The organism is Mesorhizobium sp. RCC_202 (genome assembly GCF_041355295.1).
In the GTDB taxonomy this organism is placed as follows: domain Bacteria; phylum Pseudomonadota; class Alphaproteobacteria; order Rhizobiales; family Rhizobiaceae; genus Mesorhizobium.
Window position 1 is genome coordinate 288,637 of the sequence record NZ_JBFUPO010000008.1, and the last position, 23,765, is coordinate 312,401.

Annotated in this window: 18 protein-coding genes; 6 read left to right on the forward strand and 12 right to left on the reverse strand. The window is 64.9% G+C overall.

Annotated elements, in window-relative coordinates; all coding sequences use genetic code 11:
* Nucleotides 1-109 precede the first annotated feature (109 nt).
* From AB6802_RS20145 to AB6802_RS20185, 9 genes are all read right to left on the reverse strand, one after another.
* Nucleotides 110-823 carry an ABC transporter ATP-binding protein gene (locus tag AB6802_RS20145; RefSeq protein ID WP_371011924.1) on the reverse strand — a complete coding sequence of 238 codons (714 nt, stop codon included), beginning with the start codon at nt 821-823 and terminating at the stop codon, nt 110-112.
* Entirely contained in the window at nt 820-2,538 is a 1,719-nt protein-coding gene (locus AB6802_RS20150; protein ID WP_371011925.1) for an ATP-binding cassette domain-containing protein, read from the reverse strand. The genes AB6802_RS20145 and AB6802_RS20150 overlap by 4 nt, the downstream gene beginning before the upstream one ends.
* Nucleotides 2,525-3,394: a branched-chain amino acid ABC transporter permease gene (locus AB6802_RS20155; protein ID WP_371011926.1), complete on the reverse strand. Its 870-nt coding sequence runs from the start codon at nt 3,392-3,394 to the stop codon at nt 2,525-2,527. Before AB6802_RS20155 ends, AB6802_RS20150 begins: the two co-directional genes overlap by 14 nt.
* A 145-nt stretch (nt 3,395-3,539) precedes the next feature.
* Nucleotides 3,540-4,724 carry an ABC transporter substrate-binding protein gene (locus tag AB6802_RS20160; protein WP_371011927.1) on the reverse strand — a complete coding sequence of 395 codons (1,185 nt, stop codon included), beginning with the start codon at nt 4,722-4,724 and terminating at the stop codon, nt 3,540-3,542.
* A 36-nt stretch (nt 4,725-4,760) separates the two neighbouring features.
* Nucleotides 4,761-5,846: a GTP-binding protein gene (locus AB6802_RS20165; protein ID WP_371011928.1), complete on the reverse strand. Its 1,086-nt coding sequence runs from the start codon at nt 5,844-5,846 to the stop codon at nt 4,761-4,763.
* Nucleotides 5,833-7,497 carry an amidohydrolase gene (locus AB6802_RS20170; protein ID WP_371011929.1) on the reverse strand — a complete coding sequence of 555 codons (1,665 nt, stop codon included), beginning with the start codon at nt 7,495-7,497 and terminating at the stop codon, nt 5,833-5,835. Before AB6802_RS20170 ends, AB6802_RS20165 begins: the two co-directional genes overlap by 14 nt.
* Before the next feature lie 61 nt (nt 7,498-7,558).
* On the reverse strand, nt 7,559-8,332 hold the full coding sequence (locus AB6802_RS20175; protein ID WP_371011930.1) for an SDR family NAD(P)-dependent oxidoreductase: 774 nt from the start codon (nt 8,330-8,332) through the stop codon (nt 7,559-7,561).
* A complete protein-coding gene (locus AB6802_RS20180) occupies nt 8,329-9,126 on the reverse strand; it encodes an SDR family oxidoreductase (protein WP_371011931.1) in 798 nt (265 codons plus the stop codon). The genes AB6802_RS20175 and AB6802_RS20180 overlap by 4 nt, the downstream gene beginning before the upstream one ends.
* A 4-nt stretch (nt 9,127-9,130) precedes the next feature.
* Nucleotides 9,131-10,522, reverse strand: coding sequence for a transaminase (locus tag AB6802_RS20185; RefSeq protein ID WP_371011932.1), 1,392 nt, complete (start codon nt 10,520-10,522; stop codon nt 9,131-9,133).
* Nucleotides 10,523-10,682: 160 nt separating this feature from the next.
* Between AB6802_RS20185 and AB6802_RS20190 the strand changes: the two genes are divergently transcribed.
* The 3 genes from AB6802_RS20190 (at nt 10,683) to AB6802_RS20200 (ending at nt 16,453) form a co-directional block, all read left to right on the forward strand.
* Entirely contained in the window at nt 10,683-11,429 is a 747-nt protein-coding gene (locus tag AB6802_RS20190; protein ID WP_371011933.1) for an IclR family transcriptional regulator, read from the forward strand.
* 499 nt (nt 11,430-11,928) lie between these two features.
* Nucleotides 11,929-15,330, forward strand: a complete 3,402-nt coding sequence (locus AB6802_RS20195) for an acyl-[ACP]--phospholipid O-acyltransferase (protein ID WP_371011934.1) — start codon at nt 11,929-11,931, stop codon at nt 15,328-15,330.
* 175 nt (nt 15,331-15,505) lie between these two features.
* On the forward strand, nt 15,506-16,453 hold the full coding sequence (locus AB6802_RS20200; protein WP_371011935.1) for a helix-turn-helix domain-containing protein: 948 nt from the start codon (nt 15,506-15,508) through the stop codon (nt 16,451-16,453).
* Between the two features lie 73 nt (nt 16,454-16,526).
* Here AB6802_RS20200 and AB6802_RS20205 read toward each other — a convergent pair whose 3' ends face one another.
* Nucleotides 16,527-17,252, reverse strand: coding sequence for an SDR family oxidoreductase (locus AB6802_RS20205; RefSeq protein WP_371011936.1), 726 nt, complete (start codon nt 17,250-17,252; stop codon nt 16,527-16,529).
* A 122-nt stretch (nt 17,253-17,374) separates the two neighbouring features.
* On the opposite strand from AB6802_RS20205, the gene AB6802_RS20210 reads away from it, so the two are divergent.
* On the forward strand, nt 17,375-18,298 hold the full coding sequence (locus tag AB6802_RS20210; RefSeq protein ID WP_371011937.1) for an AraC family transcriptional regulator N-terminal domain-containing protein: 924 nt from the start codon (nt 17,375-17,377) through the stop codon (nt 18,296-18,298).
* Between the two features lie 79 nt (nt 18,299-18,377).
* Here the strand turns inward: AB6802_RS20210 and AB6802_RS20215 are convergent, their stop codons facing one another.
* Nucleotides 18,378-20,354 (reverse strand): putative bifunctional diguanylate cyclase/phosphodiesterase, encoded by a 1,977-nt coding sequence (locus tag AB6802_RS20215; RefSeq protein ID WP_371011938.1) that lies wholly within the window; start codon nt 20,352-20,354, stop codon nt 18,378-18,380.
* 305 nt (nt 20,355-20,659) lie between these two features.
* Here AB6802_RS20215 and AB6802_RS20220 point away from each other — a divergent pair, with 305 nt between their 5' ends.
* Nucleotides 20,660-21,694 carry a class I SAM-dependent methyltransferase gene (locus AB6802_RS20220; protein ID WP_371011939.1) on the forward strand — a complete coding sequence of 345 codons (1,035 nt, stop codon included), beginning with the start codon at nt 20,660-20,662 and terminating at the stop codon, nt 21,692-21,694.
* A 77-nt stretch (nt 21,695-21,771) separates the two neighbouring features.
* Here AB6802_RS20220 and AB6802_RS20225 read toward each other — a convergent pair whose 3' ends face one another.
* Nucleotides 21,772-22,758 (reverse strand): zinc-dependent alcohol dehydrogenase family protein, encoded by a 987-nt coding sequence (locus tag AB6802_RS20225; RefSeq protein ID WP_371011940.1) that lies wholly within the window; start codon nt 22,756-22,758, stop codon nt 21,772-21,774.
* Nucleotides 22,759-22,862: 104 nt separating this feature from the next.
* Here AB6802_RS20225 and AB6802_RS20230 point away from each other — a divergent pair, with 104 nt between their 5' ends.
* Nucleotides 22,863-23,765: a LysR family transcriptional regulator gene (locus tag AB6802_RS20230; protein WP_371011941.1), complete on the forward strand. Its 903-nt coding sequence runs from the start codon at nt 22,863-22,865 to the stop codon at nt 23,763-23,765.

The window sequence follows — 23,765 nt, forward strand, 5'->3', positions numbered from 1 at the left end:
GATAGCCGTTTGCGACCGACTGGTGTAGCTCCAGTCGCGGCAAAGTTGATGTCTTGTCTAATGTTGTGTTGCCCTGCTGACAAAACAGCAGTGCATGACCCCTCCAAGATCAGGCCGACACGGCGGTTTCCGATCCACCGAGGTAAAGCCGGTGCAACTCGTCCGGCGATTGCCTGAGCTTGGCGCAGTCGCCGTCATGGACGACGCGGCCACGGCGCATGACATAAGCGCGGTTGCCGATCGACAACGCCAGGGCCGCAAACTGCTCGACCAGAACCACCGCCAGCCCATCGTCGGCGAGCTTGCGCACCGCCGTCATCAGCCGCGTGACGATGACCGGTGCAAGGCCGGCCGACATCTCGTCGATCAACAGCACCTTCGGCCGGGTAAGCAGCGCACGCGCGATGACCAGCATCTGCTGCTCGCCGCCGGACAAAAGGCTCGCCTTCACGGTGCGGCGCTGAACCAGTTCCGGGAACAGCGCGTAGGCCTCGGCGAGGTCGGCGCCTGGATGCAGGCTGACACGCAGGTTTTCTTCCGTGGTCAGCTGGCGAAAGACGGTGCGGCCCTGTTCGACATGGGCGAGGCCTTCGCGTGAGCGAGCGCCGGGCCGCGCCTTCTGCAGCGCGCGGCCGTCGATGGCTATGCTGCCGCCGGCGACCGGGATGATGCCCGACAGGCCTTCGAGCAGCGTCGTCTTGCCGGCGCCGTTGGCGCCGAGCACGACGCTGATTTCGCCGCTCTCGGCGACGAGATCGAGCGAGGTGACGACCGGCAGCTCGGCGCGGTCGATCGACAGGTTGGAAACGACGAGCCTGCTCATGCCGCGACGCTCTCTTCCTCGATGCCGAGATAGGCTTTTTTCACCGCGCGCTCGCCGAGCACCTTGGCCGGCGGGCCGGAAGCGATGACCTGGCCGAAATCGAGCACGGTGACGTCCGAGCAGACAGCCCGCACCAGGTCCATGTCATGCTCGACGAGCAGCACCGCCGATCCGAACAGCTTCGGGATTTCGGCAATGCGCTGGCCGAGCCGCAAGGTCTCTTCATGCGACTGGCCGGCGGCCGGCTCGTCGAGCAGCACTACGGCGGGGCGCGCTGCAACGACGCCGGCGACATCGAGCAGACGCCTGGTGCCGGCGTCGACGGACGATACCAGCATGTCGGGATGAGGACAGTCGAGCCAGTCCAGCAGCGCCCTGGTCTCGCTTGCCGACAGGCCTCTGGCGGCGAGAGCGAGGTAACCACCAACGGTGAGTTCCGGCGCGATGCGGTTGGTCTGCCAGGTGCGGCGCACGCCGGCGCGGGCGCGCCGATGCGCCGACATGCCCTCGAGCGGCCTTTCACCCAGGCGGACGCTGCCCTGATAGGACGACAGGAAGCCGGCGACGGCGTCGATGAAGGTCGACTTGCCGGCGCCGTTGGGGCCGATCAGCCCGGCCACCGTGCCGGCGGCGACGGTCAGGCTGACATTGTTCAAGGCGACGACGCTGCCATAGCGGACGGTCAACCCGTCGATCGTCAGCGCGGCACCTACGGGACGTTCCACGGCCGCAGGCAGATCCTGCGTCGAGGCACCGACGGGCTTCGGCTTGCGCGCCGGCAGTAGCTTGCGGACCTGGCGCCGGAACGTCTCGCTCATCGTCTCGCCGGAGGCCAGCGCCTGGGTGGCGCCGATGGCGAAGAAGACGTTGCCGATATCCTGCGGCCAGTCCAGCCGGCGCAGAAGTTCGGGAAACATGACGACGAGCAGGCCGCCGATGATGGCGCCCTCGGCAAAATGCGCACCGGCCATCACCGACACGGCATAAAGCGAGAGCGACTGCATCATGCTGAAATTCTCGGCGACCAGCGTGCCGAGATAGCCGGCGAGCAGACCGCCCGAAACGCCGGCGACGAAGGCGCTGATGGCGAAAGCCGAGAGCTTGGCGGTGGCGATGCTGACGCCATGCGCGGCGGCGGCGCGCTCCGAGTGACGGACCGCCAGCCAGGAGGCGCCGAGGCGCGTGCGGTTGATGATCTCGAGCGCGACGGCAATCGTCCCATAGAACAGCAGCACGAAGACGAAATAGCCTTCGTCGCTGTCGAACAGCTCCGGTCGCGGCACCTGCAGGAAATCGGTCTGGCCGGGATAGGTCATGGTCGCCAGGATGGTGTCGAAAGCGGTGGCGAAGGAGAGCGTGACTATGGCGAGGTTGATGCCGCGCAGCCGCAGCGCCGGCAGGCCGATGGCGACGCCGAACGGCACCGCCGCCAGGCCGCCGATGAGGATCCAGACGGGCAGGCCGCCTGGCGCCTCCGCAATGTTCAAATAACCCACCGTCCAGGCGCCGACGCCGGCGAACGACATCTGGCAGAGCGCGATCATGCCGGTGCGGCCGGCCACGAGGCCAAGACTCTGCAGCGCCACGCCGGTGATCAGCACCGAGGTGGCGAGGAACACCCAATAGGAAGGCAGCAGACCCGCATAGGCGACACCGCCGGCGATGAGCGCCACGACGATGATGACGAGCGAGGCTCGAAGACTAGCGCGCTTCATCCCAGCGGGCCTCCCGCTGCGACCAGAGGAGGACGGCAAGCACCACAAGGAACGGGATGGCGCTGCGGTACTGGCTGATGGAGTCGATCGAGCTTGCCAGCCCCTCGACAAGGCCGAGCGCAATGCCGCCGGCGAGCGTCCACCAGAAGCTGCGGAAGACGCCGACAAGGGCCGCCGCCAGCGCCGGCACCACCAGCAGGCTCAGCGTCATGAAGTTCGGCGAGCGCTGAGGCGCGATGATCATCAGCGCGAAAGTGGTGAAAGCGCCGGTCATGCCCCACACCAGGAGGGACAGCATTTGCACCCTCACGCCGAGCAGCTCGGCTGCCATCGGCCGGTCCGCCAGCGCGCGCAAATTGAGGCCGATTTTGGTCCGGTTGAGGAAAAGGTCGGAAAGGATGGTGAACAGCACCGCGAGCCCTATGGTCAGCACCGAGGCGATGGTCACCTCGACGCCGGCCAGCCGAAAGGCGGAGCCCGGGAATAGCTCCGGCATGTTGTGCGGGTGCTGGCCGCCGGTGAGGCGCAGGCCAATGGCGATCAGGCCGACGAGCAGGGCCACCGTCACCGCCGCCTTGGTCGAGGCGCTCGCCTCGCCGAACCACCTGGTCATGATGTAGCCTATGGCGACGCCGGTCAGCGTGCCGGCGGCGATGCCCGCCAGCACCGAGGGCCAGATCGGGAAGCCGGCCTCGAACAGCGCGATCAGCACGAAGGTTCCGGCGGTGCCGATGGCGGCTCCGGTGAAGTTCACCACAGCGACGAGCCTATAGGTGAAGACTGCGCAGACGCCGAGCAGCGCATAGGTGCCACCGGCCGTCAGTCCCGCCACGGCGGATGTGAGCAATGGGTTCATTTTTTCCCAATCTGGAAAGCGGGCTGGCTTCGGCCCGAAATATCTGTCGGGATCGGCGCCGCCCCTCATTGTCCTGCCGGACATTCCCCCGTGACGGGGAGAAAGAGGCGGACTACGAGAGGCAGCGCCGACGCTCGGGAGGACCTCACTTGGCCTGCGGCAGCACGACCCAATCCGGCGTCTCGACCTTCCAGGCGCCGTTCTCGAGCTTCATCACCTTGGTGGCCTGCATCGGCGAATGCGTCTTGGCCTTGCCGAAGACGTAAGGCGAGCCGGCGAGCGGGTTGGTGAGCGGCTGCATGTCATGCAGCGCCTTCGACACGCTTTCGCGGGTCACCTCGCCATCGATCGAGGCGACGACCTTGAGGAACATCTGCGCGGCGAGATAGCCGCCTTGCGAGAACGCGGTGAGCGGCCGGTTTGCCTTCTGCATGTCGGCAATCCATTGGGCATTCGCGGCCGAGTCCTTCTCGGTGTAAGGCTCCCACTCGGTGCCGACATAGATCGGCTGCTTGGTGTCGGCCAGCGCCTTGGCGACCTGCTCGGTATAGCCCGGCGCCAGGAACAGCCAGTTGATGCCGGTGATCTTCTGGGCATCCACGGTCTTGATCAGCTGCACCACCTGCGGCTCGACCTGGTTGGTCAGCACCGCGTCGCAACCGGCGTCGCGCGCCTTGATGACATAGGGCGTGAGGTCGCCCTGGAAGGGCAGCGTCAGATCGATGAGATGGACCTTCTGGCCGCTGATCTTCTCCCAGTTCTCGATCGACTTCTTGTAGGCTTCCTGGGTGCCGCCGATGATGATGAAGAAGGCGCAGAGCTTTTTCGACTTCAATTCGTTGGTGGCGTAATAGGCCATCGCGGTCGATAGCGTGTAAGGCCCGACATTGACCGGCGCGACATTGGGCGAGGAGAAGCAGGCGGCGTCGACGCCGAGACCCTGGACGGAAAGGATCTTCTTGCGACTGTAGGTGGCGGAGTTGACGGCGCAGTCGAGCAGGCTCGCCGAGCCGACCAGCGCCACCGCTTCCTTGTTGTCGATGAGGTCGCGGGCCGCTTGCGCCGCGACCGCCGGATCGGCCTTGTCGTCGGCGATGGTGTAATCGATCTTGCAGCCATTGATGCCGCCGGCGGCATTGACCGCGTCGAAGGCGGCCTGGGTGGCCTTCGGCACTTCGCTGAAATCCGCCGGGCCGGTGACGGTCGATACGGCGCCGACCTTGATGGCGCCGTCCTTGCAGGTCGGGCCGGCGGCGGAAGCTGTGCCGGCCATGGCGGCAAGGCCGATACCGGCCAGGGCCGCCGCGAACAGTCTCGATTTCCAATGCATGTTTTTACTCTCCCATTTTTGTCATGCGTATTTCGGTCAAGCGGCGAGCGCCGGCGAAGCGATGCTCGCCGCATCGATGGCGGCGAATTTCACCAGGGTGCGGGCTATGGTCTCGCGCTCGATGTCGCGGACGATGAACACCAGCCGGGTGCGGCGATCCGCCGACGGCCAGCGATCCAGCCGCGCCGGCGGGTGGAAAACGTGTTGCACGCCATGCAGCACCAGCGGCCGCTCCGGCTCGTCCGCGACGCGGACGAGCCCCTTGAAGCGCAGCAGGTCCTCGCCCTTCAGCGCGGCGACATAGTCGAGCCAGCGGGCGAAGGCGCTCCACTCGACAGGCTTGTCGATGACGAAGCTGAAGGACTGGATGCCGTGATGGCCATGCGTGTCGTGATGATGCGCATGGTCATGGCAATCCGGTCCGCAATGATGGTGGCCATGCGCGACCGCCTCGAGCCGCGTCGCGATGCGGGCGACGTCCGATGCAGCGTCGACGGGCAGGCTTGCCAGGAGATCAAGATCGACTTCGCCGTTGCGGGCAATGGCATGCTCGACTGCCGGGGCCAAGTGCTCAAGCCGACGTTGCAGCTCACCCAGCGCGTCGTCCGACACAAGATCGGTCTTGGTGATCAGCAACCGGTCGGCGACGGCGACCTGCTTGGCGGCTTCGGGATGACGGCCAAGCGTCGCCTCACCGTTCACGGCATCGACCGTGGTGACAACGCCGCCAATGCGAAAGCGAGCCATAAGCTCGGTTTCAGCCATCAGCGTGTGCAGGATCGGCGCAGGATCGGCGAGCCCTGTCGTCTCGATGATGACCCGGGACAGCGGCGCTTCGCCGGCCCGGCTTCGACGGTCGAGCTCCTTCAGCGTCGCGACAAGGTCGCCGCGCACGGTGCAGCAGACGCAGCCATTGTCGAGCAGCGTGAACTGCTCCTCGCTCGCTTCGATCAACAGATGATCGAGGCCGACGGCGCCGAACTCATTGACGATGACGGCGGCGCCCGCCAGCGACGGCTGACGCAGCAGCCGGTTGAGCACCGTGGTCTTGCCGCTGCCGAGGAAGCCGGTGAGGATCGTCACCGGGATCCTGGTGTCGCGCGAGAGATCAGCCGCGCTCATAGACCACCCTCCCCTCGAAATATGTCGTCAGCACCTTGGTGTCGGCGAGGTCTTCTGACGGCGTTTCCAACACGTTGCGGTCGAGCACGATGAGATCGGCCGATTTGCCGATCTCGATCGAGCCGACAGTGTCGCCAAGGCCGATGGCGCGGGCCGAGTTGATGGTGAAGATTTCCAGCGCCGTCGCGACATCGATCGCCTGCTCCGGCCAGAGTGCCGCGCCCGGGAACTCGCCGCTCGGGTTGCGGCGCGTCACCAGCCCTTCGATGCCGTCCCACGGATCGGGGTTGGGCATCACCGGCCAGTCGGAGCCGCCGGCGAGCAGCGCGCCGGCCGCAAGCAGATCCTTGTTCGGCCAGAAGCGCAGCGCGCGCGCCTCGCCCATGGTCTGCTTGTGGCCTTCGAGGAAGCTGGTCGGATACCACAGGAAAGGCGACAGATCGGCGACGACGCCGAGTTCCGCAAAGCGGGCGATGTCGTCCGGCGCGATGTAGCTCGCATGCGCGATATGGTGCATCACCTTCGTCGGGCCGTTGAAAGAGCGCACGACATCGATGGCATCGAGCGCCTGGCTGACGGCGGCATCGCCGGCGCAGTGAATCTTCACGCCGAGGCCAAGCTTCTCGCATTTGCCGACCCAGCGGATCAGCTCCGGCACGGTGACGATGGTCGAGCCACGGAAGCAGCAGCCGAGCACGGGGTCCTTGGTGTAGGGCTCGTGGAAGGCGGCGGTGCGAGCACCCGGCACGCCATCGAGGAAGATCTTCACGAAATCCGGTTTGGCATGGGCGCCGCGATACTGTTCGCGCAAGGCGATCAGTTCGTCGCCGGCGATGCCGAACATGAAGGACGGCTCGACCGCCGGCATCGCCGACACCGACCACGCGGTGAGCTCGCCGCGATCGTCGAGTCCTTTCAGCGAGGCAAGGACCGGCTGCATGGCGGCGGCGTCGAGGAAAGCGGTGACGCCGTAGGAATTCAACGTCGCGATCGAGCGCGCCATCGCCGCACGGCCCATCTCGTCGGTGTAGTGGCCGGATAAAGCGATGGTGCGCTCGATGATGCCGGCGGCGGTTTCGATCATCATGCCGGTCAGCGCGCCGGTCGCCGCATCGCGGCCGATCGAGCCTTTCTCCGGATCCGCCGAGGCGGCGGAAAGACCAGCCAGCGCAAGCGCCGCCGAATTGACCCAGCGATTGTGGTAGGTGTCGTCGCGCAGCATCACCGGGCGGCCCAGGCTGGCACGGTCGAGTGCTGCCAGCGCTTCCAGCGAGTTCAGCTTCGGCAAGAGATCGCTGCCCCATTGGCCGCCGATGATCCAGGAACCTTCCGGCGTTTTCGCCGCCGCCTCGCCGACGCGCGCGATCAGCGTCTCGAAGCTCGCCGTCGGCGCAAAGCGCAGCTCGAACAGCTCGGCCATGCCACCCATCATCAAATGCGCATGCACGTCGACAATGCCCGGCATCATCATCGCGCCCTTGAGATCGACGATTCGTGTGGAGGAGCCGGTGGCCCCGGACAGGTCCGCCGGCTCGCCGACGGCGACTATGCGCCCACCCTTGACGGCAACGGCCGAGGCCCAGGGCCGCTTGCGGTCGAGCGTGTAGATACGGCCGTTGGTGAAAACCAGGTCCGCACTTCTGTCTGGCATGTCTCTCTCCTCCCAACCGGCCAGCGCCGCCACGCCAACCGGCAAAAAACCTCAGTTCACGTCACACCGCCCGGTTCTGCGTCGGCGCGCGGCCGCCGCCATCCGCCACCAGCACCGCGCCGGTGACAAAGGACGCCTCGTCGGATGCGAGGAACAGGCAGCAGGACGCGATCTCTTGCGGCTCGGCGACGCGGCGCAGCGCAATGCGGCCGGTCAGCGCCGCGAATTCCTCTTCCGGCGTCGAGCCATTGGCGGCCGCCGCCACTTTCATCTCGTAGACGCTCATCGGTGTGCGCACCCAGCCGGGCGCGACCGCGTTGGCGCGGATGCCGTCGGCGCCATGCGCGAAGGCGAGCGAGCGCGTGTAGGAAACAAGTGCGGCCTTGCTTGCAGAATAGGCGGCGTTCTGGCCGCTGGCGTTGAAGGCGCCGACCGAGGCAGTGTTGACGATCGCGCCGCCGTTTGTCTTCATGAGCGGCAGTGCCGCTCGACACACCATCATCGCGCCGGTGACGTTGACGGCGAAGCTCCGGGCCCAGGTCTCGTCGCTCAGCGTTTCGGGTTCGTCGAGGATCATCACGCCGGCGGCGTTGACGACGATATCGAGGTTGCCGCCGCAGGCATCGATGGCGCGCGCAATGTCGCCGGCATTCGTGATGTCGCCGCGCACGGCGATGCCACCGCTTGCCTTGGCGGCTTCCTCCAGCACAGCCTCGCCATGACCGAAGGCGATGACCTTGGCGCCATGGCGGCCGAACAACTCGGCTGTGGCGCGGCCCATGCCGGTGGCCGCGCCGGTGACCAACGCCGTGCGACCATCGAGGCGGCGGCTCATGCGAGCCCCCAATGCCGCTCGACGGCATAGCCTGTCTCCGGCAAGGTCGAGCCGCCGTCGACGACGATGGTCTGGCCTGTCGTGTATTTCGCTTGGCTCGACGCGAGGTAGAGCATGGCGTAGGCGATATCGTCGGCTTCGCCGAGACGGCCCATGGGGATGAACCGGCCGAGCCTGTCCGCCACCTCAGGCTTGCTCATCGTGCCCCTGCCTGGCTTGGCGATGAAGCCGGGCTCGACGCCGTTGACGGTGATGCCGTCGCGGGCGAATTCGAAGGCAGCGCCCCGGATGAAAGCGTTAACGCCGGCCTTAGCCGCCGAATAATGCGCGCCGCCCGCCATGGCGACCCGCGCCGACACCGACGAGGTGACGAGGATGCGGCCGAAGCCGTTGTTGCGCATCACGGGTGCCGCCGCCTGCGCCAGCCAGAAGCAGGCTTTCAGATTGACCGCCAACGCTTCTTCGAGCTTGTCCTCGTAAAGCGCCTCGACCGAGGCCCACGGACAGCCGCCGGCATTGTGGACGACGATGTCGAGCCGGCCGTTCTCGCGCACCGCATCGCCGACAAGGTCGTGAAGCGCCGCGCGGTCGAGCCCGGGAAGCGGGACTGCGCGAGCGGACAGGCCGCGCGACGTAAGGCCAGCTGCCAGCGCTTCGGCGATATCCAGGCTCCGGTTGGCGATGATCACCGAGGCACCGGCCTCGGCGAAACGCGTGACGATGGCTGCCCCGATGCCGCGTCCACCGCCGGTCACCAGCGCTGTCCTGCCCTTGAGATCGAAGGCGTTCGCCATGGTGTCAGACAGCGCCCGCGCCACGGACGAGATCGACGAAGCGGCCAAAGACCTCGGTGTGGCGGTCGACATCGGCCGGCGACGTCGCCGGGCACATCAGGAACATGGTGTGGAACGGCGTCACCAGGATGCCTTCGTTCATGTAGAAGGCGTGCAGCAGCGTCTCGAGGTCGCCGCGCCGGCCGGCAATGACGTCGGCGCCGCTCAGCGGCGGCTTCGGCATGAACATGATCTCGGCGCGAGCGCCGGTCTGCGTCACATGCCACGGCAAATTGTTGGTGCGAATGATGCCCCAAGCCGCTTCGGCCAGCCGCGTCGCGTTGGCGATCATGAGCTCGAAGTTCGCTGGCGTCAGCACCTCTTCCAATACTGCGCGCATGGTGGCGACGGTCAGCGCATTGCCGGCCAGCGTGCCGCCGATGCCGAGATGCGCCGACTGGCGCACGCGCGGATTGACCATCGGCACGATCGCCCAGAGCCGCTCGGCGATCTCCCGAGAAACGCCGAAGATTCCGGCCGGAATGCCACCGGCAATCGCCTTGCCGGCGACCAGGATATCGGGCTCCAACCCATGCAGCGCGGTGTAGCCGCCCGGGCCGCTGGAGATGGTGTGCGTCTCGTCGATGATCAGCACGGTGCCGGTACGGCGCGTGATCTCGCGCAAGGCGGGATGGAAACCATCGGCGACCGGGATCATGCCGAAATTGGTCATCAGCGGCTCGGTCAGCACGCAGGCGACGTCGCCATGCGACAGCGCCTCTTCAAGTGCCGCGGCATCGTTGAACTCGACCACCTTGGACACGGCGGCATGGTCGACGCCGTTCGGATGGATCATGTTGCGCATGCCGACGCGGCCGTCGCGGATCTCGACATGCGCCTCCTCGACGCCACCGTGATAGCAGCCGGAAAAGACCAGCACTTTCGGCCTGCCAGTGATCATGCGCGCGATGCGGATGGCGCCGCGATTAGCGTCGGTGGCCGAGGTCGTCAGCGTCCAGTACGGCAGTCCGAAGCGGCGCGTCAGCTCGGCGCCGACCCACAGGCTGTCCTCGGTCGGCAGCATCGTTGTGGTGCCGTTCTGCAGCTGATGGAGTGCGGCGCGCGTCACCGGCTCCGGCGCATGGCCGCACATGCCGCCGGTGTCGCCAAGCGCGAAGTCGACATAGTCATGGCCGTCGATGTCGGTGATATGCGCGCCGCGCGCCGAAGCGGCATAGACCGGGAAGCCGCCGGCCCAGCGCCGCATCCAGTGCGACGGGCCGCCATAGAGGAAATGCGTCTTGCCTTCCTCCCAGGCCGTGGCCGAGCGAGGATGCGTGGCGAGGAACCGCGCCTGCTCATGGTCAAGCAGGGTGTCGATGGTTGCGGAGGGCAAATCATTTCTGCTGGCGGCCATCACGGCGCTGAACTCTCCCTGACGCGCAAAATTTGGGGCGCTAAGCCATTCCCAAGTCGGTTCACTATTTGAACCGTTGTTTTGTATGTTATAGGCACACTGACGACTGCAACGGGCGCTGTCAAGTTAATTCACATGCGAAGTATCTCGGAGAGCGAACATGAGCACGGTGGGCAAGGCGGTGTCGCTGCTGGAGTTGTTCACGCTGCGCGAACCGGAGATCGGGCTTTCCGACCTCGCGCGCCGAGCTGGCCTCGACAAGGCCACGGCAAGGCGCCTGTTGATGGCTTTAGCCAAGCACCGGCTGATCGAGCAGGAGCCGCAAAGCCGGCGCTACCGGCTTGGCGCCGGACTGTCGCGGCTAGCCCGCATCCGCGACGCGCATTTTCCCTTTGTACGCCTTGCCGCGCCGGTCATCCGCGACCTGTCGCTCGAAACCGGGGAGACGGTGCATCTGTCGGAGTTCAGCGCCGGCGCGCTGCTCACCGTCCATGTCGACCTGTCGGGCAAGGCCAATCGCGTCAATGTCGACGTAGGCCAGGTGCTGCCGCTGCATGGCACCGCGTCGGGCATCGCCTTCCTCGCCGCCTCAAAGCCGGAAACGGTCAGCGCCTATCTGGAAAAGCCACTGGAGGCTTTCACCGCGCATACGATGACGACGACCGAAGCCCTGGCCAGGGCGATCGCGCTTGCAGCCGCGCGCGGCTATTCGCGCAGCGCACAAGGCTATGAGGAAGGCGTCCACAGCATCGGTGCGGCGATCCTCGGCGCCGATGGCCAGCCCATCGGCACACTGGCGGTCGCCTCCCCCGTCTCGCGCGTCGACGACGCAACCGCGGCCAGCCAGGGCGAAGCGGCTGTCAGGGCGGCAAGGATGATTTCGACGCGGCTCACCGGCGAGGCTTGAGCCTAGGGCGCAGCTTACGGGGTCTCAGCCTCCACGCCTCATCTCGCCTCGATCAACCACACATCTCTCATCGTGAACGGTGTTCATTTTTCTCTTGAACACCGTTCAAGATGTGTTATGGTGCGAGTATGAACACTGTTCATGGAAGAACCGCGACTGGTCGGGAAGGAGTTGTCAGCGCCGTTCTGGGAGCAGCCGGTCTACTCGATGACCATTGTATCCGGCCTGAAACAGACCATCGCCGACCCGAACTAACCCTGAAACGAAAGGATCATATCGATGCTCGCCGACAGCCATGCCCGCAATTGTTCAGGCGCTCGGACAGTCTGGAGACCCGTCTCCGGCAAACGCTATGAGGCGCCAAGAACAAGAAGCAAATGGATTGGATTGCACCGCGGTAACGAACTTTAACTCCTGCCCGATAAACAAGGCTCAAACCGAGCAAGTCACCGCACAATCCAATCGGATTGGCTGACGGCCTTGCCCAATGGAAATTGCCATGAACACCCATCTTATGATGTCTAGGCGCTTCGCGCCGCTCTTCTGGACGCAATTCCTCTCGGCCTTCAACGACAATTTCTTGAAGAACACGCTGGTGTTCCTCATTCTGTTCACGCTTGCCGCCGATCAGGCGGCCTCGCTGGTGACGCTGGCCGGCGCCGTGTTCATGGCGCCCTTCCTGCTTTTGTCGGCCCTTGGCGGCGAGATCGCCGACCGCTTCGACAAGGCGCTGGTCGCCAAGCGGCTGAAATTCGCCGAGATCGCCGCGGCGGGTGTCTCCGTCGTCGGCATCGCGCTGTCGTCCATCCCCGTGCTGATGACGGCGCTCTTGATGTTCGGCGTCATCTCGGCGCTGTTCGGCCCGATCAAATACGGCATCCTGCCCGATCATCTCGAGCGCAAGGAACTGCCAAAGGCCAACGCCTGGATCGAGTCGGCCACTTTCGCCGCGATCCTCGGCGGCACCATCGCCGGCGGCGTTGTCTCGGCTGACGGCATCGGCGTCACGGTGTTCGGGCCGATCATGATGGCTTTGGCCATCGGCTGCTGGCTCGTGAGCCGCTACATCCCATCCACCGGTTCGGCCGCGCCAGACCTTGCCATCGACAAGAACATCTTCCGTTCGACCTGGCGCCAGGTCTCGGAATTGCGCACCGACACGCGCATCTGGCGCGCCGGCCTGATGACCTCATGGTTCTGGCTGATCGGCGCCATCGTGCTGTCGATCCTGCCGATCCTGATCAAGGATTCGCTCGGCGGCAATGAGATGGCCGTCACCGTCTATCTCGCCGTGTTTGCCGTCTCGATCGCCATCGGCTCGGCCATCGCCGCCTGGATGTCTCAAGGGCGTATCGTGCTCTTGCCGGCGCCCGTCGGCACCGCGCTCATGGCGCTGTTCGGTTTGCATCTCGCCTGGACGATCTCGAGCATGCAGCCTTCGCCGAAGGCCGAAACGCTTGCCCTTTTCTTCGCCGGCCCGAACACCATCCGCGTCGCCATCGACCTCGCCGGCATGGCGATCGCCGCCGCCTTCCTGGTGGTGCCGACCTTCGCCGCCGTGCAGGCCTGGTCGCCGGAGGCGCGCCGCGCCCGTGTCGTCGCCGCCGTCAGCATCGTCAACGCCGGCTTCATGACGGTGGGTGGCATCCTCGTCGCCCTGATCCAGACGAAGGTCTCCACCGGCGGCATCCTGTTCGGCCTCGTCATCGCCAACTCGATCGCCGCCTGGCTGATGCTGAAATACCTGCCGACCAATCCGTTCCGCGATTTCGTCTCCATCCTGTTCCGCGCCTTCCTGCGCCTGGAAGTGGAAGGCCTCGACAACCTCAAGGCGGCCGGCAAGGCGCCGATCCTGGCGCTCAACCATGTCAGCTTCCTCGACGGCCCGCTGGCGCTGACGCTGACCGACGAGGAGCCGGTCTTCGCCATCGACTACACGATCGCGCAGGCCTGGTGGATGAAGCCGTTCATGAAGCTTGCCCGGGCGCTGCCGCTCAATCCGGCGAAGCCGATGTCGACCCGCACGCTGATCAAGGTCGTGCAGGGCGGCGATCCGCTGGTCATCTTCCCCGAGGGACGCATCACCGTCACCGGAGGCCTGATGAAGGTCTATGACGGCGCCGCCATGGTTGCCGACAAGACCGGCTCGATGGTGGTGCCGGTGCGCATCGAGGGCCTCGAAAAGAGCTACTTCTCGCGGCTGTCCTCGCAGCATGTGCGCCGCCGCCTGTTCCCCAAGGTCAAAGTAACCATATTGGAGCCGGTGAAGCTCGAGGTTCCGTCGGAGCTGAAGGGCCGCCAGCGCCGCGCCGCCGCGGGCTCCGCGCTCTACCAGGTGATGTCCGACCTCGTTTTCCGCACCCAGGACATCGACAAGACGGTGCTGCAGAAGATCATCGAGACGGCGCATGAGCGCGGCATGAAGGAGCTTGCTGTCGAGGATCCGGTCACCGGGTCGCTCAGCTACGGCAAGCTGCTCACCGCCGCCGCCGTGCTCGGCGAGAAGTTCGAGAACCTTTATCGCGATCAGCAGACGCTGGGCATCATGCTGCCCAACGCCAATGGCGCCTGCGCCGCGCTGCTCGGCGTCATGTCGGCCGGCAAGGTGCCGGCGATGATCAACTTCACCGCGGGTGCGGCCAACATCCTGTCGGCCTGCAGGGCCGCCGAAGTGAAGACCGTGCTCACGTCCCGCGCCTTCGTCGACCAGGCCAAGCTTGGACCTGTGGTCGAGGAGATCGGAAAGTCGGTCGACATCGTCTGGCTCGACGATCTGCGCAAGACCATCGGCCTCAAGGACAAGCTGCTCGGCCTGCTGCGCAAGTCGACGCCACGGGTGGCGCGCAAGGCTGACGATGCGGCGGCGATCCTGTTCACGTCGGGCTCGGAAGGCACGCCGAAGGGCGTGGTGCTGACCCACCGCAACATCCTGGCCAACGCCGCCCAGGCCGCCTCGCGCATCGACTTTCATTCGGGCGACAAGGTGTTCAACGTGCTGCCGATCTTCCACTCCTTCGGCATGACGGCGGGCACGGTGCTGCCGCTGATCTCGGGCGTGCCGGTCTATTTCTACCCCTCGCCGCTGCATTACCGCATCGTGCCGGAACTGATCTATGCCTCGAACGCGACGATCATCTTCGGCACCGATACTTTCTTGAGCGGTTACGCGCGCACGGCCCATCCTTACGACTTCCGCTCGGTGCGCTACTGCTTCGCCGGCGCCGAGCCGGTGAAGGCGGCGACACGCCAAACCTATATGGAGAAGTTCGGGCTGCGCATCCTGGAAGGCTATGGTGTGACCGAAACCGCGCCAGTGATCGCCATCAACACGCCGATGTACAACAAGGCGGGCAGCGTCGGCAAAATCATGCCCGGCATGGAATACCGGCTGGAGCCGGTGCCGGGTGTCGAGGAAGGCGGACGGCTGTTCGTGCGCGGCCCCAATGTCATGGCCGGCTATTTGCGCGCCGAGAACCCTGGCGTGCTCGAGCCGCTGGCCGATGGCTGGCACGACACCGGCGACGTCGTCACCATCGACGATGGCGGCTTCATCTCGATCCGTGGCCGCGCCAAGCGCTTCGCCAAGATCGCCGGTGAGATGGTCTCGCTGGCCTCGGTCGAGGCGCTGGCCGGCGAATTGTGGAAAGGTTCGCTGTCGGCCGTCGCCACGCTGCCCGATGCCCGCAAGGGCGAGAAGCTGATCCTGATCACCGAGGCTTCCGGCGCCACACGCGCGGACTTTCTCGCCTTCGCCAAGGCCAACGGCGCCATGGACCTGATGGTGCCTGCCGAAGTGCGCGTCGTGGCCAAGGTGCCGGTGCTCGGCTCCGGCAAGCTCGATTTCGCCGGCGTCACCAGGATGGTGCGCGGCGAGGAAGAGCTGAAGGTCAAGGCTGCCTGATCCGGCCAGACGACAGGCCGGCAGAAGACGCCGGCCTGTTCATCAAATCTGCGCCGTTGCGGCGGAGATGATTAGCGTGTTAACTTCCTTCCCGATTGCATCGGCTTGCCGTTGCGTCTCAATCCCGCGACAAGACGGGAGCCCGCGCAGACGGGATGAACCGGAGGAGGAAACGATGCACAGCCACCATGTGAGCGTCGCCGACGGCGAAGCCTTCCTGTCCGCCTCGCGGATGCTGTTCGGCCCGATCACCCAGCGCTTTTCACGCGGCGAGGCGCCGTCGCTGCCCAAGCTGGTCTCGGTCAATCTGGGCTCCTGTCGCCTCTCCGAAATCCGCGCCAAGTCGCATCTGGTCGTCAACGACCGCGCCTTCTGGCGCAGCTTCGATCCGGACGCGATCAAGATCCTGATGCAGCGCAAGGGCCGCAGCCGCTTCGAGCAACAGCAAGTCGCGGTCGACCTCGGCCCGCGCGCGGCGATCATCTACGATCCGGTGCGCAGCTATTCGCTGCAGAACCTGTCCGATGTCGACCAGCTCATCCTGCAGGTGCCGCGCTCGACCTTCGGCGACGAGACGCTGGCACGGCTTTCAGCGCCGCTGCCGCTGCCCGGCGAGGACGATAGCCTGACCCACATCGTGTCCGGCCTGATGCAGATGGCGATCGGCGAGGCGCACAAGCTCGACGAGGCCAGCTGCCGCCGTGTCGGCGAAAGCCTGATCCAGCTCGTCAACGGCCTGATCCGGGCAAAGCCCACGGCGCCGGAATTCCGCCGCCCGCCGCTCGAAGCGCTGCGCGAGCGCATCGTCGCCTATATCGACGCCAATCTGGCGCGCAGCAATCTCTCGGCCGAGGACATTGCCCGCCACATGGGCTGCTCGCGCCGCTATCTGCACCGCGCCTTCGAAGGCGAAGGCATGACGCTGGAACGCTTCGTCTGGGACAGGCGGCTGGAGCGCAGCAAGGAGGAACTGCTCTCGCCAGCGCGCGCCTCGGCCTCGATCTCGGAAATCGCCTTTGCGTGCGGCTTCAATTCGAGCGCGCATTTCTCGCGCGCGTTCAAGAGCAAGTATGACGTCGCGCCTAGGGAGTTGCGGGAGCGGGTGCGGTCGGTGGTGCACTAAAGCACACGATCACCAGGCTTTCGGGAAGCTCGATCGCTCCCCGAAAGCCGACGTTCTGTTTCAGAACGCAGTCCTACATATTCGCCGCTGTCGGCCGCACGATCACTTCGTTGACGTCGACGCCGTCGGGTTGATCGAGGGCGAAGCGGATTGCCCGCGCGATGGCGTCCGGTGTCAGCGACTTCTGCCGCCAGTCCTTCAGGGCAGCCGCCACCTGCGGATCGCTGATGTCGTCGCCGAGCTCGGTCGCGGTGACGCCAGGCGAGATGATGGTCGTGCGGATGTCGTCGTGCTCCTGGCGCAGGCCTTCGGTGATCGCCCAGACGGCATATTTCGTGCCGCAATAGACGGCGGCCGTCGGCAGCACGATGTGGGCGCCGACCGAAGCGACATTGACGATGTGTCCATTCTGCTGCGCGACAAAGTGCGGCAGCACCGCCGCGATCCCGTTCAACACGCCGAAGATGTTGACGTTTATCATGCGCGACCACTCATCGCGCTTCAGCGCGGCAAGCGGTGACAGCGGCATCACGCCGGCGTTGTTGACCAGTGCATCGATCTGCCCGAATTCCGCCTGAGCTGCATCGGCGAAAGCGTTGAAGCTTGCGGCATCCGTCACGTCGAGTTCGCGCCAGGCGACGTTTGGGCCGATTTCCTCGGCCAAGGCGTTCAGACGCTCGGCGCGCCGCGCTCCGATGAATAGTCTGGCGCCGGCCATGCCGAGTTCGCGAACCGTGGCTTCGCCGATGCCGCTAGAGGCTCCGGTGATGAGCACAACCTTGTCTTTCAGTCCCGTCATGATCGTTCCTTTTTGGGTTGCGATGACGGGGCGGAAAATGACGCGGCGCGGGCGGAGGGCGGTAGCGTGATCGTCCAAAGAGTTTGCACGATCCTCCAAATGGGATCGACAAGCCTTGCAACATGGCGCGCGATGCAGATTTATGCAGCATGGAAAAAATCAACGAACTGGCGCAACTGATTGCGCGATTTGCGCCAAATTCCGGGATGGCCAGCACCGTAGTGCCGCGCCTGTCGCTCATTCGCGCCAATCAGCCCAGCGCGACGGTGCCTACGGTCTATGAGGCTTCGCTTTGCATAATCGCCCAGGGATCGAAGCGTGTCTCGCTGGCCGATCAGAGCGTGATCTATGATGCGTCGAGCTACCTTCTCGTCTCGGTCGATCTGCCTCTGGTCGGCCATGTGCTGGAGGCCAGTCCGGCCGCGCCATACCTTTGCTGCAAGATCGATTTCGATCCCGCGGCACTTGCCGATCTGCTTCTGACCGAGCGACGCCCCGCTCCCGGCAACGACTTGCCGGTGCTTGCGATCTATCCGACCGACACCGACCTGATCGACGCCGCCTGCCGGCTTGTCAGGTTGCTTGATCGCCCCGAAAGCATTGCCGTCCTGGCGCCGCTGATTGAGCGCGAGATTCTTTACCGTCTGCTCACGGGGCCACATGGCGGGCTGCTTTGCCAAATAGGCTCCGTGGACAGCCACCTGAACCAGGTGAGCCGCGCCATCGCCACGATCCGGAAGGGCTTCCACGGGCAATTGCGGATCGATGAGATCGCCGCGGCATCCGGCATGAGCGCATCGTCGCTGCACGCCCATTTCAAGGCGATCACGCGCATGACCCCGCTGGAGTATCAGAAGCAGCTGCGCCTGCAGGAAGCGCGCAGGCTGATGCTGACGGACGGGGCCAACGCAGGCACGGCCGGATTCGCGGTTGGCTATGACAGTCCTTCCCAGTTCAGCCGCGAATATCGCCGGCTTTTCGGTGCGCCGCCCCGCCAGGACATCGAACGGCTCCAGGCTGTGCCGGGCTCCGCCGCGGCCTACTGAGCCTTCGTCGGGTCGGGCCTCCCACACGATCTTGCTGGAGCTGCGGCCTGGACCGAACCACGCGGGCGGCACCCAGCCGTCACGCCGACTTCAGCACCGTGAACGGCCGCGCCGCCGGCTTGGTCTGGAAACTCGACGCCGGCATGGGGCGGCCGACGTGGTAGCCCTGGACCTTGTCGATGCCGAATTCGCGCATCAGCGCCATCTGCTCGTCGGTTTCCACGCCTTCGACCAGGATCTGGTGGCCGCGGTTGCGAACGAGCGCGATGATGTCCTGGAGCATCGCCATGCCCTTGGCGGTGCCACAGTCGTGCAGGAAGGAGCGGTCGATCTTGACCGTGTCGAAGTCGATCAGGCGCAGCCAGGACAGGCCGGCGAAGCCGGTGCCGAAATCATCGAGCCATATCCTGATGCCCAGGGTTTTGAGGTCGCTGATGCAGCGCAGGATGTCGGAGTCCATCTCCAGCTCGCGCCCTTCGGTGATCTCGAAGGCCAGCCTGCTGCCGGGCACGCCGGTCTCGCCGAGGATGGCCGCAACGGACGTTGCGAAGCCGGGCGCCTTGAGCTGGACCGGCGAAACGTTGACGCTGACGACATGGAAATCGTCATGCGCCAGCAGATCCGTGCAGACCGTTCTTATCGCCCAGCGCCCGAGCTCCAATATGGCGCCTGTACGTTCGGCGACGGGAATGAACAGGCTCGGCGGAACCAACACGCCATCGAGCATTTTGAGGCGCATCAGCGCCTCGACAGCCTCCACCCGGCCGGACGATACATCCTGGATCGGTTGGTAGACCAACGAAACGAGATTCCGTTCGATGGCGATTTTCAGTAAGGCGGCGATATTTTCGCTCTCGTCGCCGCTCTGCGGATCGGTCGGATCGAACAGCCGCGCGCAATTGCGACCGCTGGCCTTTGCCAGATAAAGCGCCCGATCAGCCTCGTGGATGATCTTCTCCAACTTGGCCCCGGCCTGTGCCCTGGTGAACGCCGCGCCGACGCTTGCCGTCACGATCGAGATACCGTCGCGGCGCAACTCATGAATAAGCCCCAGGTTTTCGATCGTGCGGCAAATGGCTTCGGAAAGTTCGGTGACCCGCTCCTTGCCGTCCATGCGGGCCAGCACAATGAACTCCTCGCCGCCATAGCGGCCGATCGAGCCATCATACTGCTTGACCAGCTCGCTCAGCGCATTGGCGACATGGATCAGGCAACGGTCGCCTTCCTGATGGCCGTAACAGTCGTTGAACTTCTTGAAGAAATCCACGTCGATGAGGATCGCCGCAAAACGGCTGCCCTGCTTTTGCCAGTCGCTCCAGTAATCGCGCAGCTTCTCGTCGATCGCGCGCCGGTTCTCCAGACCCGTGAGCGGATCGGTCCGCGACAGCCTGAGCAGCGCCTTGCCGCGCTCGGTGGCTTCCTTGTGCTGGATCTTGGCTTCGAGCGCGTTCAGGAAGACGTTGTAGCGCTCTTCATTCAGCTTCCAGTTCACATATGAGGTAAACGTAAAACAGGAGACATAGAATGTCCCGAACACCATCTTGTACGTCATCGTGGCCGGCACGAAGTAGTTCACCACGTACAAGATACACAGGATGATCGTCGACGTGATGATCGAGAGCTTGAAGCTGAACGTGAAGAAAAGATTGGCGCTCATCATGAAGATGGTGCCGAACACCAGGTAGTAAGCGACGGCCTGCCGGTCCGCGCCCATGGATGTGGGCAACAGCCAGCCGATATAGCCGAAGATGATGGCCGCCGCGCATGTCAGGTCAAGCCATGTGGTCGCGATCCCGCGGCGAAGCTGCCCTTCCAGGACCAATAGCGCGGTCAGGCCGACGGCGAAGCGCGCGACGATCGTATAGGCCGCCACGTCCGGTATCAGCAGCAGGTCCGATGCCGAAAACAAGACATAGATGGCGACGGCAATCCAAAGCCCCGGCCTGGCTTCCGCCCGGCGCTTCGCCTGGGCTTCCGTGTGGTAAAGGGCGCGGAGCTCATCCGAGCCCTGTCCGTGGCGCGGCTCGTAAGGCTCGACATGCGCCAAATCTGCCAATCGTGTTGACACACGTTCACTGGCAACAAACCCCGGTTCAGGGGCTTTTTGCGCTGCAAGCTCTCTTCTCGCTTCTGCCCCCACTCGGGCCTGCTCCTTGGGACAACGATTTGCCGCGCGATAAAATGCAATGGCTCAAGACAAGTTTGCGTTAACTCGGACCCAGATTCCGACATGCAAGATCTCTAATAAGGCGACATGGTTTACGCGAAATTAATCATAACGGTAAAATCCCGCTGAGGCACCGTTGGCAAACGAGGCATTCTACGCAATAAATTAAGAGAACGTTAACCATGGAGCATCCGGTGCAAACTGTCTTTGATGGCAAAAGTCTCATTACTGCCAAGATGATTGCCGGCAGTCTCCATCGAGGAAAGCCCGAGCATCATGGCGAGGCGTTCCAAGCCGCTCGTGCGGAGCTGGCGCTTATTCTGCAGACCACACAGCAGCAGATCGAACAGCAGAAGGATCCGGCCGAGACCGTTCGTCGCCTGCTGTCGATCCTCAACGCGCTGCGCTCCAGGGTGCATCCCGATGTCTGGCAGGCCTTGATCCCGGTGGCGCAGAGCCATGCGATCCTGCAGTATTTTCTCCAGGATCCGCTCACGCACTGGTCTTTCACCAAGCCCCGGGGTTATTCCGGCGACGCGCAGCTGCTCGACTTCATCTACTGCGACCCGCACGTGGCCGAAGACGTGGCAAATGCCTCGGAGATCGGCAAAGCCCTCTATAGCCACACCCAGAATGTGCCGTCATGCGTGGCGGCGCGGGAACGGCGCGACCTGTTGACCCGGTATGTCGATGAGACCGCGGAGAGGAGCGGACCGGACGCCGAGGTGCTGGCGATCGCGGCCGGCCATCTGCGCGAGGCCAATCGTTCGGCGGCACTCGCCGAGGGCCGTCTCAAGCGCTGGGTTGCGCTCGACCAGGATCCGCAGAGCGTTGGGTTGATCGCGCGCGATTTCCAGGACACGGCGGTCGAGGCTGTCGACGGCTCGGTGCGCACCGTGCTGACCAGAGGCCACAAGATGGGCAAGTTCGACCTCATCTACGCCTCCGGCCTTTACGACTACCTGGCGCACAACGTCGCGGTGAAGCTGACCAAGACCTGCCTGCAGATGCTGAAGCCCGGCGGCAGGTTCCTGTTCGCCAACTACGCCGACGGCACCCCTGACGCCGGCTACCGGGAAACGTTCATGGACTGGGTGCTGCTGCTGCGCTCGGAAGCCGACATGTGGAATATCGTCAACGCCAGCGTCGACCGCAACACCGTCGAGGCGCAGGTGTTCTTCGGTGAAAACCGCAACGTGCTCTACGCAGTGATCGAGAAGCGCGCATAAGACCGCTCCGAATTCAGCCGGCACGATCGATCAGGCGCGCACCCCACAACGGGCGCGCCTGAGCCTTTTCGGGCGCCTCACATCGTCACGACGATCTTGCCGAATTGCTCGCCCGATTCCAGGAAGCGATGCGCCTCGACGATCTCGTCGAACGGAAAAATCCTGGCGATCAGGGGCTTCAGCGCGCCGGATGCGAGGCCAGCAAGGATGAAGGTCTTGGCGGCTTCCAGGCGAGCCGGGTCGCCGGTGATTTCGTGGACGAGATACCCGCGCAGCGTCAATGTCTTGGCCAGCACCTCGAACAGCGGGAACGGCGTCGGCTCGGGGCTGAGGCCGCCATATTCGATGAGGATGGCGCCGCGCGCCATTGCCGCCGTCAGCGGCGTGAAGATCGGGCCGCCGACGGCATCGAGGACGACACGCACGCCTTGTGGCGCGATCGCCTTCAGCCGCGCCTCGAGATCCTCCTCCTGCACTGCCACGACATGGGCTGCGCCGGCGTTCAGCAGGGCGTCCGTCTTGGCCGATGTCCGGGTGACGGCGATCGGCTCGGCGCCGATCATGTTTGCGATCTGGATGGCGGCCAGCCCGACGCTGCTTGAGGCCGCGGTGATGGCCACAGGTTCGCCAGGGCCGAGACCGGCGATATCGACCAGCGCACCATAGGCGGTGAGATACTGCATCCATGTCGCGGCGGCAGCTTCGAAGCCGAGTGACGCCGGATGCTTGACGACGAGCCCGGCCGGAAAGATGACGCGTTCGCCATAGGCCGGCCAGCGCGCCATCGAACGCGGCGGAATGATGCTGACCGCGTCGCCCGGCGCGAGCCCATCGACGCCCTCGCCGAGCGCCTCGACAATGCCCGCCGCTTCGAGGCCGAGGCCTGACGGCAGCGCCGGCGTCTCGATGTAGGTGCCTTTGCGCATCAAGGCCTCGGCGCGGTTCAGGCCAAGCGCCTTGACGCTGATTTGCACCTCGCCCGCTCCAGGCGGCGCCACCTCGACGTCCTCGATGCGCAGCACCTCCGGCCCGCCGTGCGTGTGAAAGCGGACAATTCTTGCCACTCCATCCCAACTCCAAATCCAAGCGATGGAATGGACTATGCAGTGCGCTCGATAGAGGATAAATCGGGCTTTAGGTAGAACAGTCGAAACAGCTGGTTTTGAATATGGATCGCCTCGAAAGCATGGGTGTGTTCGTCAAGGCGGTGGATCTCGGCTCGTTCGCGGCCGCCGCGGCGGCGTTGGAAATGTCGGGACCGATGGTCGGCAAGCATGTGCGCTTTCTGGAGGAGCGGCTCGGCATACGGCTCATCAACCGCACGACGCGCCGGCAGAGCCTGACCGATTTCGGGCGCGCCTATTACGAGCGCTGCCGGATCGTGCTGGCTGAGGCGGAAGCCGCGGACGCGCTGGCCGCCGACCAGTTGTCCGAGCCGCGCGGAAAACTGCGCGTGACGATGCCGGCGCATTTCGGCCGGCATTGCGTGACGCCGATCCTGCTCGAACTCGCCCGGCATCACCCGACGCTCGAGCTTGACCTGTCGCTCAGCGATCGCTTTTCCGACCTTGTCGAGGACGGCTTCGACCTGGCGATCCGCACCGGCACGCTGGATGACAGGGCCGGCATCATCGCGCGACGCGTGGCGCGCCAGCGCATGACCGTCTGCGCCGCGCCTGCCTATGTCGAAAGGTTCGGCCGACCCCTCCACCTCGAGGACATCGCCGGCCATCAGGCGATCCTCTACCGCCGGCTCGGCCAGATGCTGCAGCCATGGCTGTTTCCGCGCGACGACGGCTCGGTCAGCGGGATCGCGCCCGTCGGCAGGCTGCGGCTCGATGACCTCGACGCCATCGCCGATGCGGCGACCGAAGGCATGGGGCTGGCCTGGCTGCCCCACTGGCTGGTGCGTGAGCGCATCGAAGCGGGCATGCTCATTCGCCTGCTGCCAGATCAGCCGGACTATCTCTACGACTGCCATACGCTGTGGCTGCAGACGCCGCATCTGTCGTTGAAGGTGCGGCTGGCCGTCGATGCGCTGGCGGCGGGGTTGCCGAAGCTGATGAGCTGA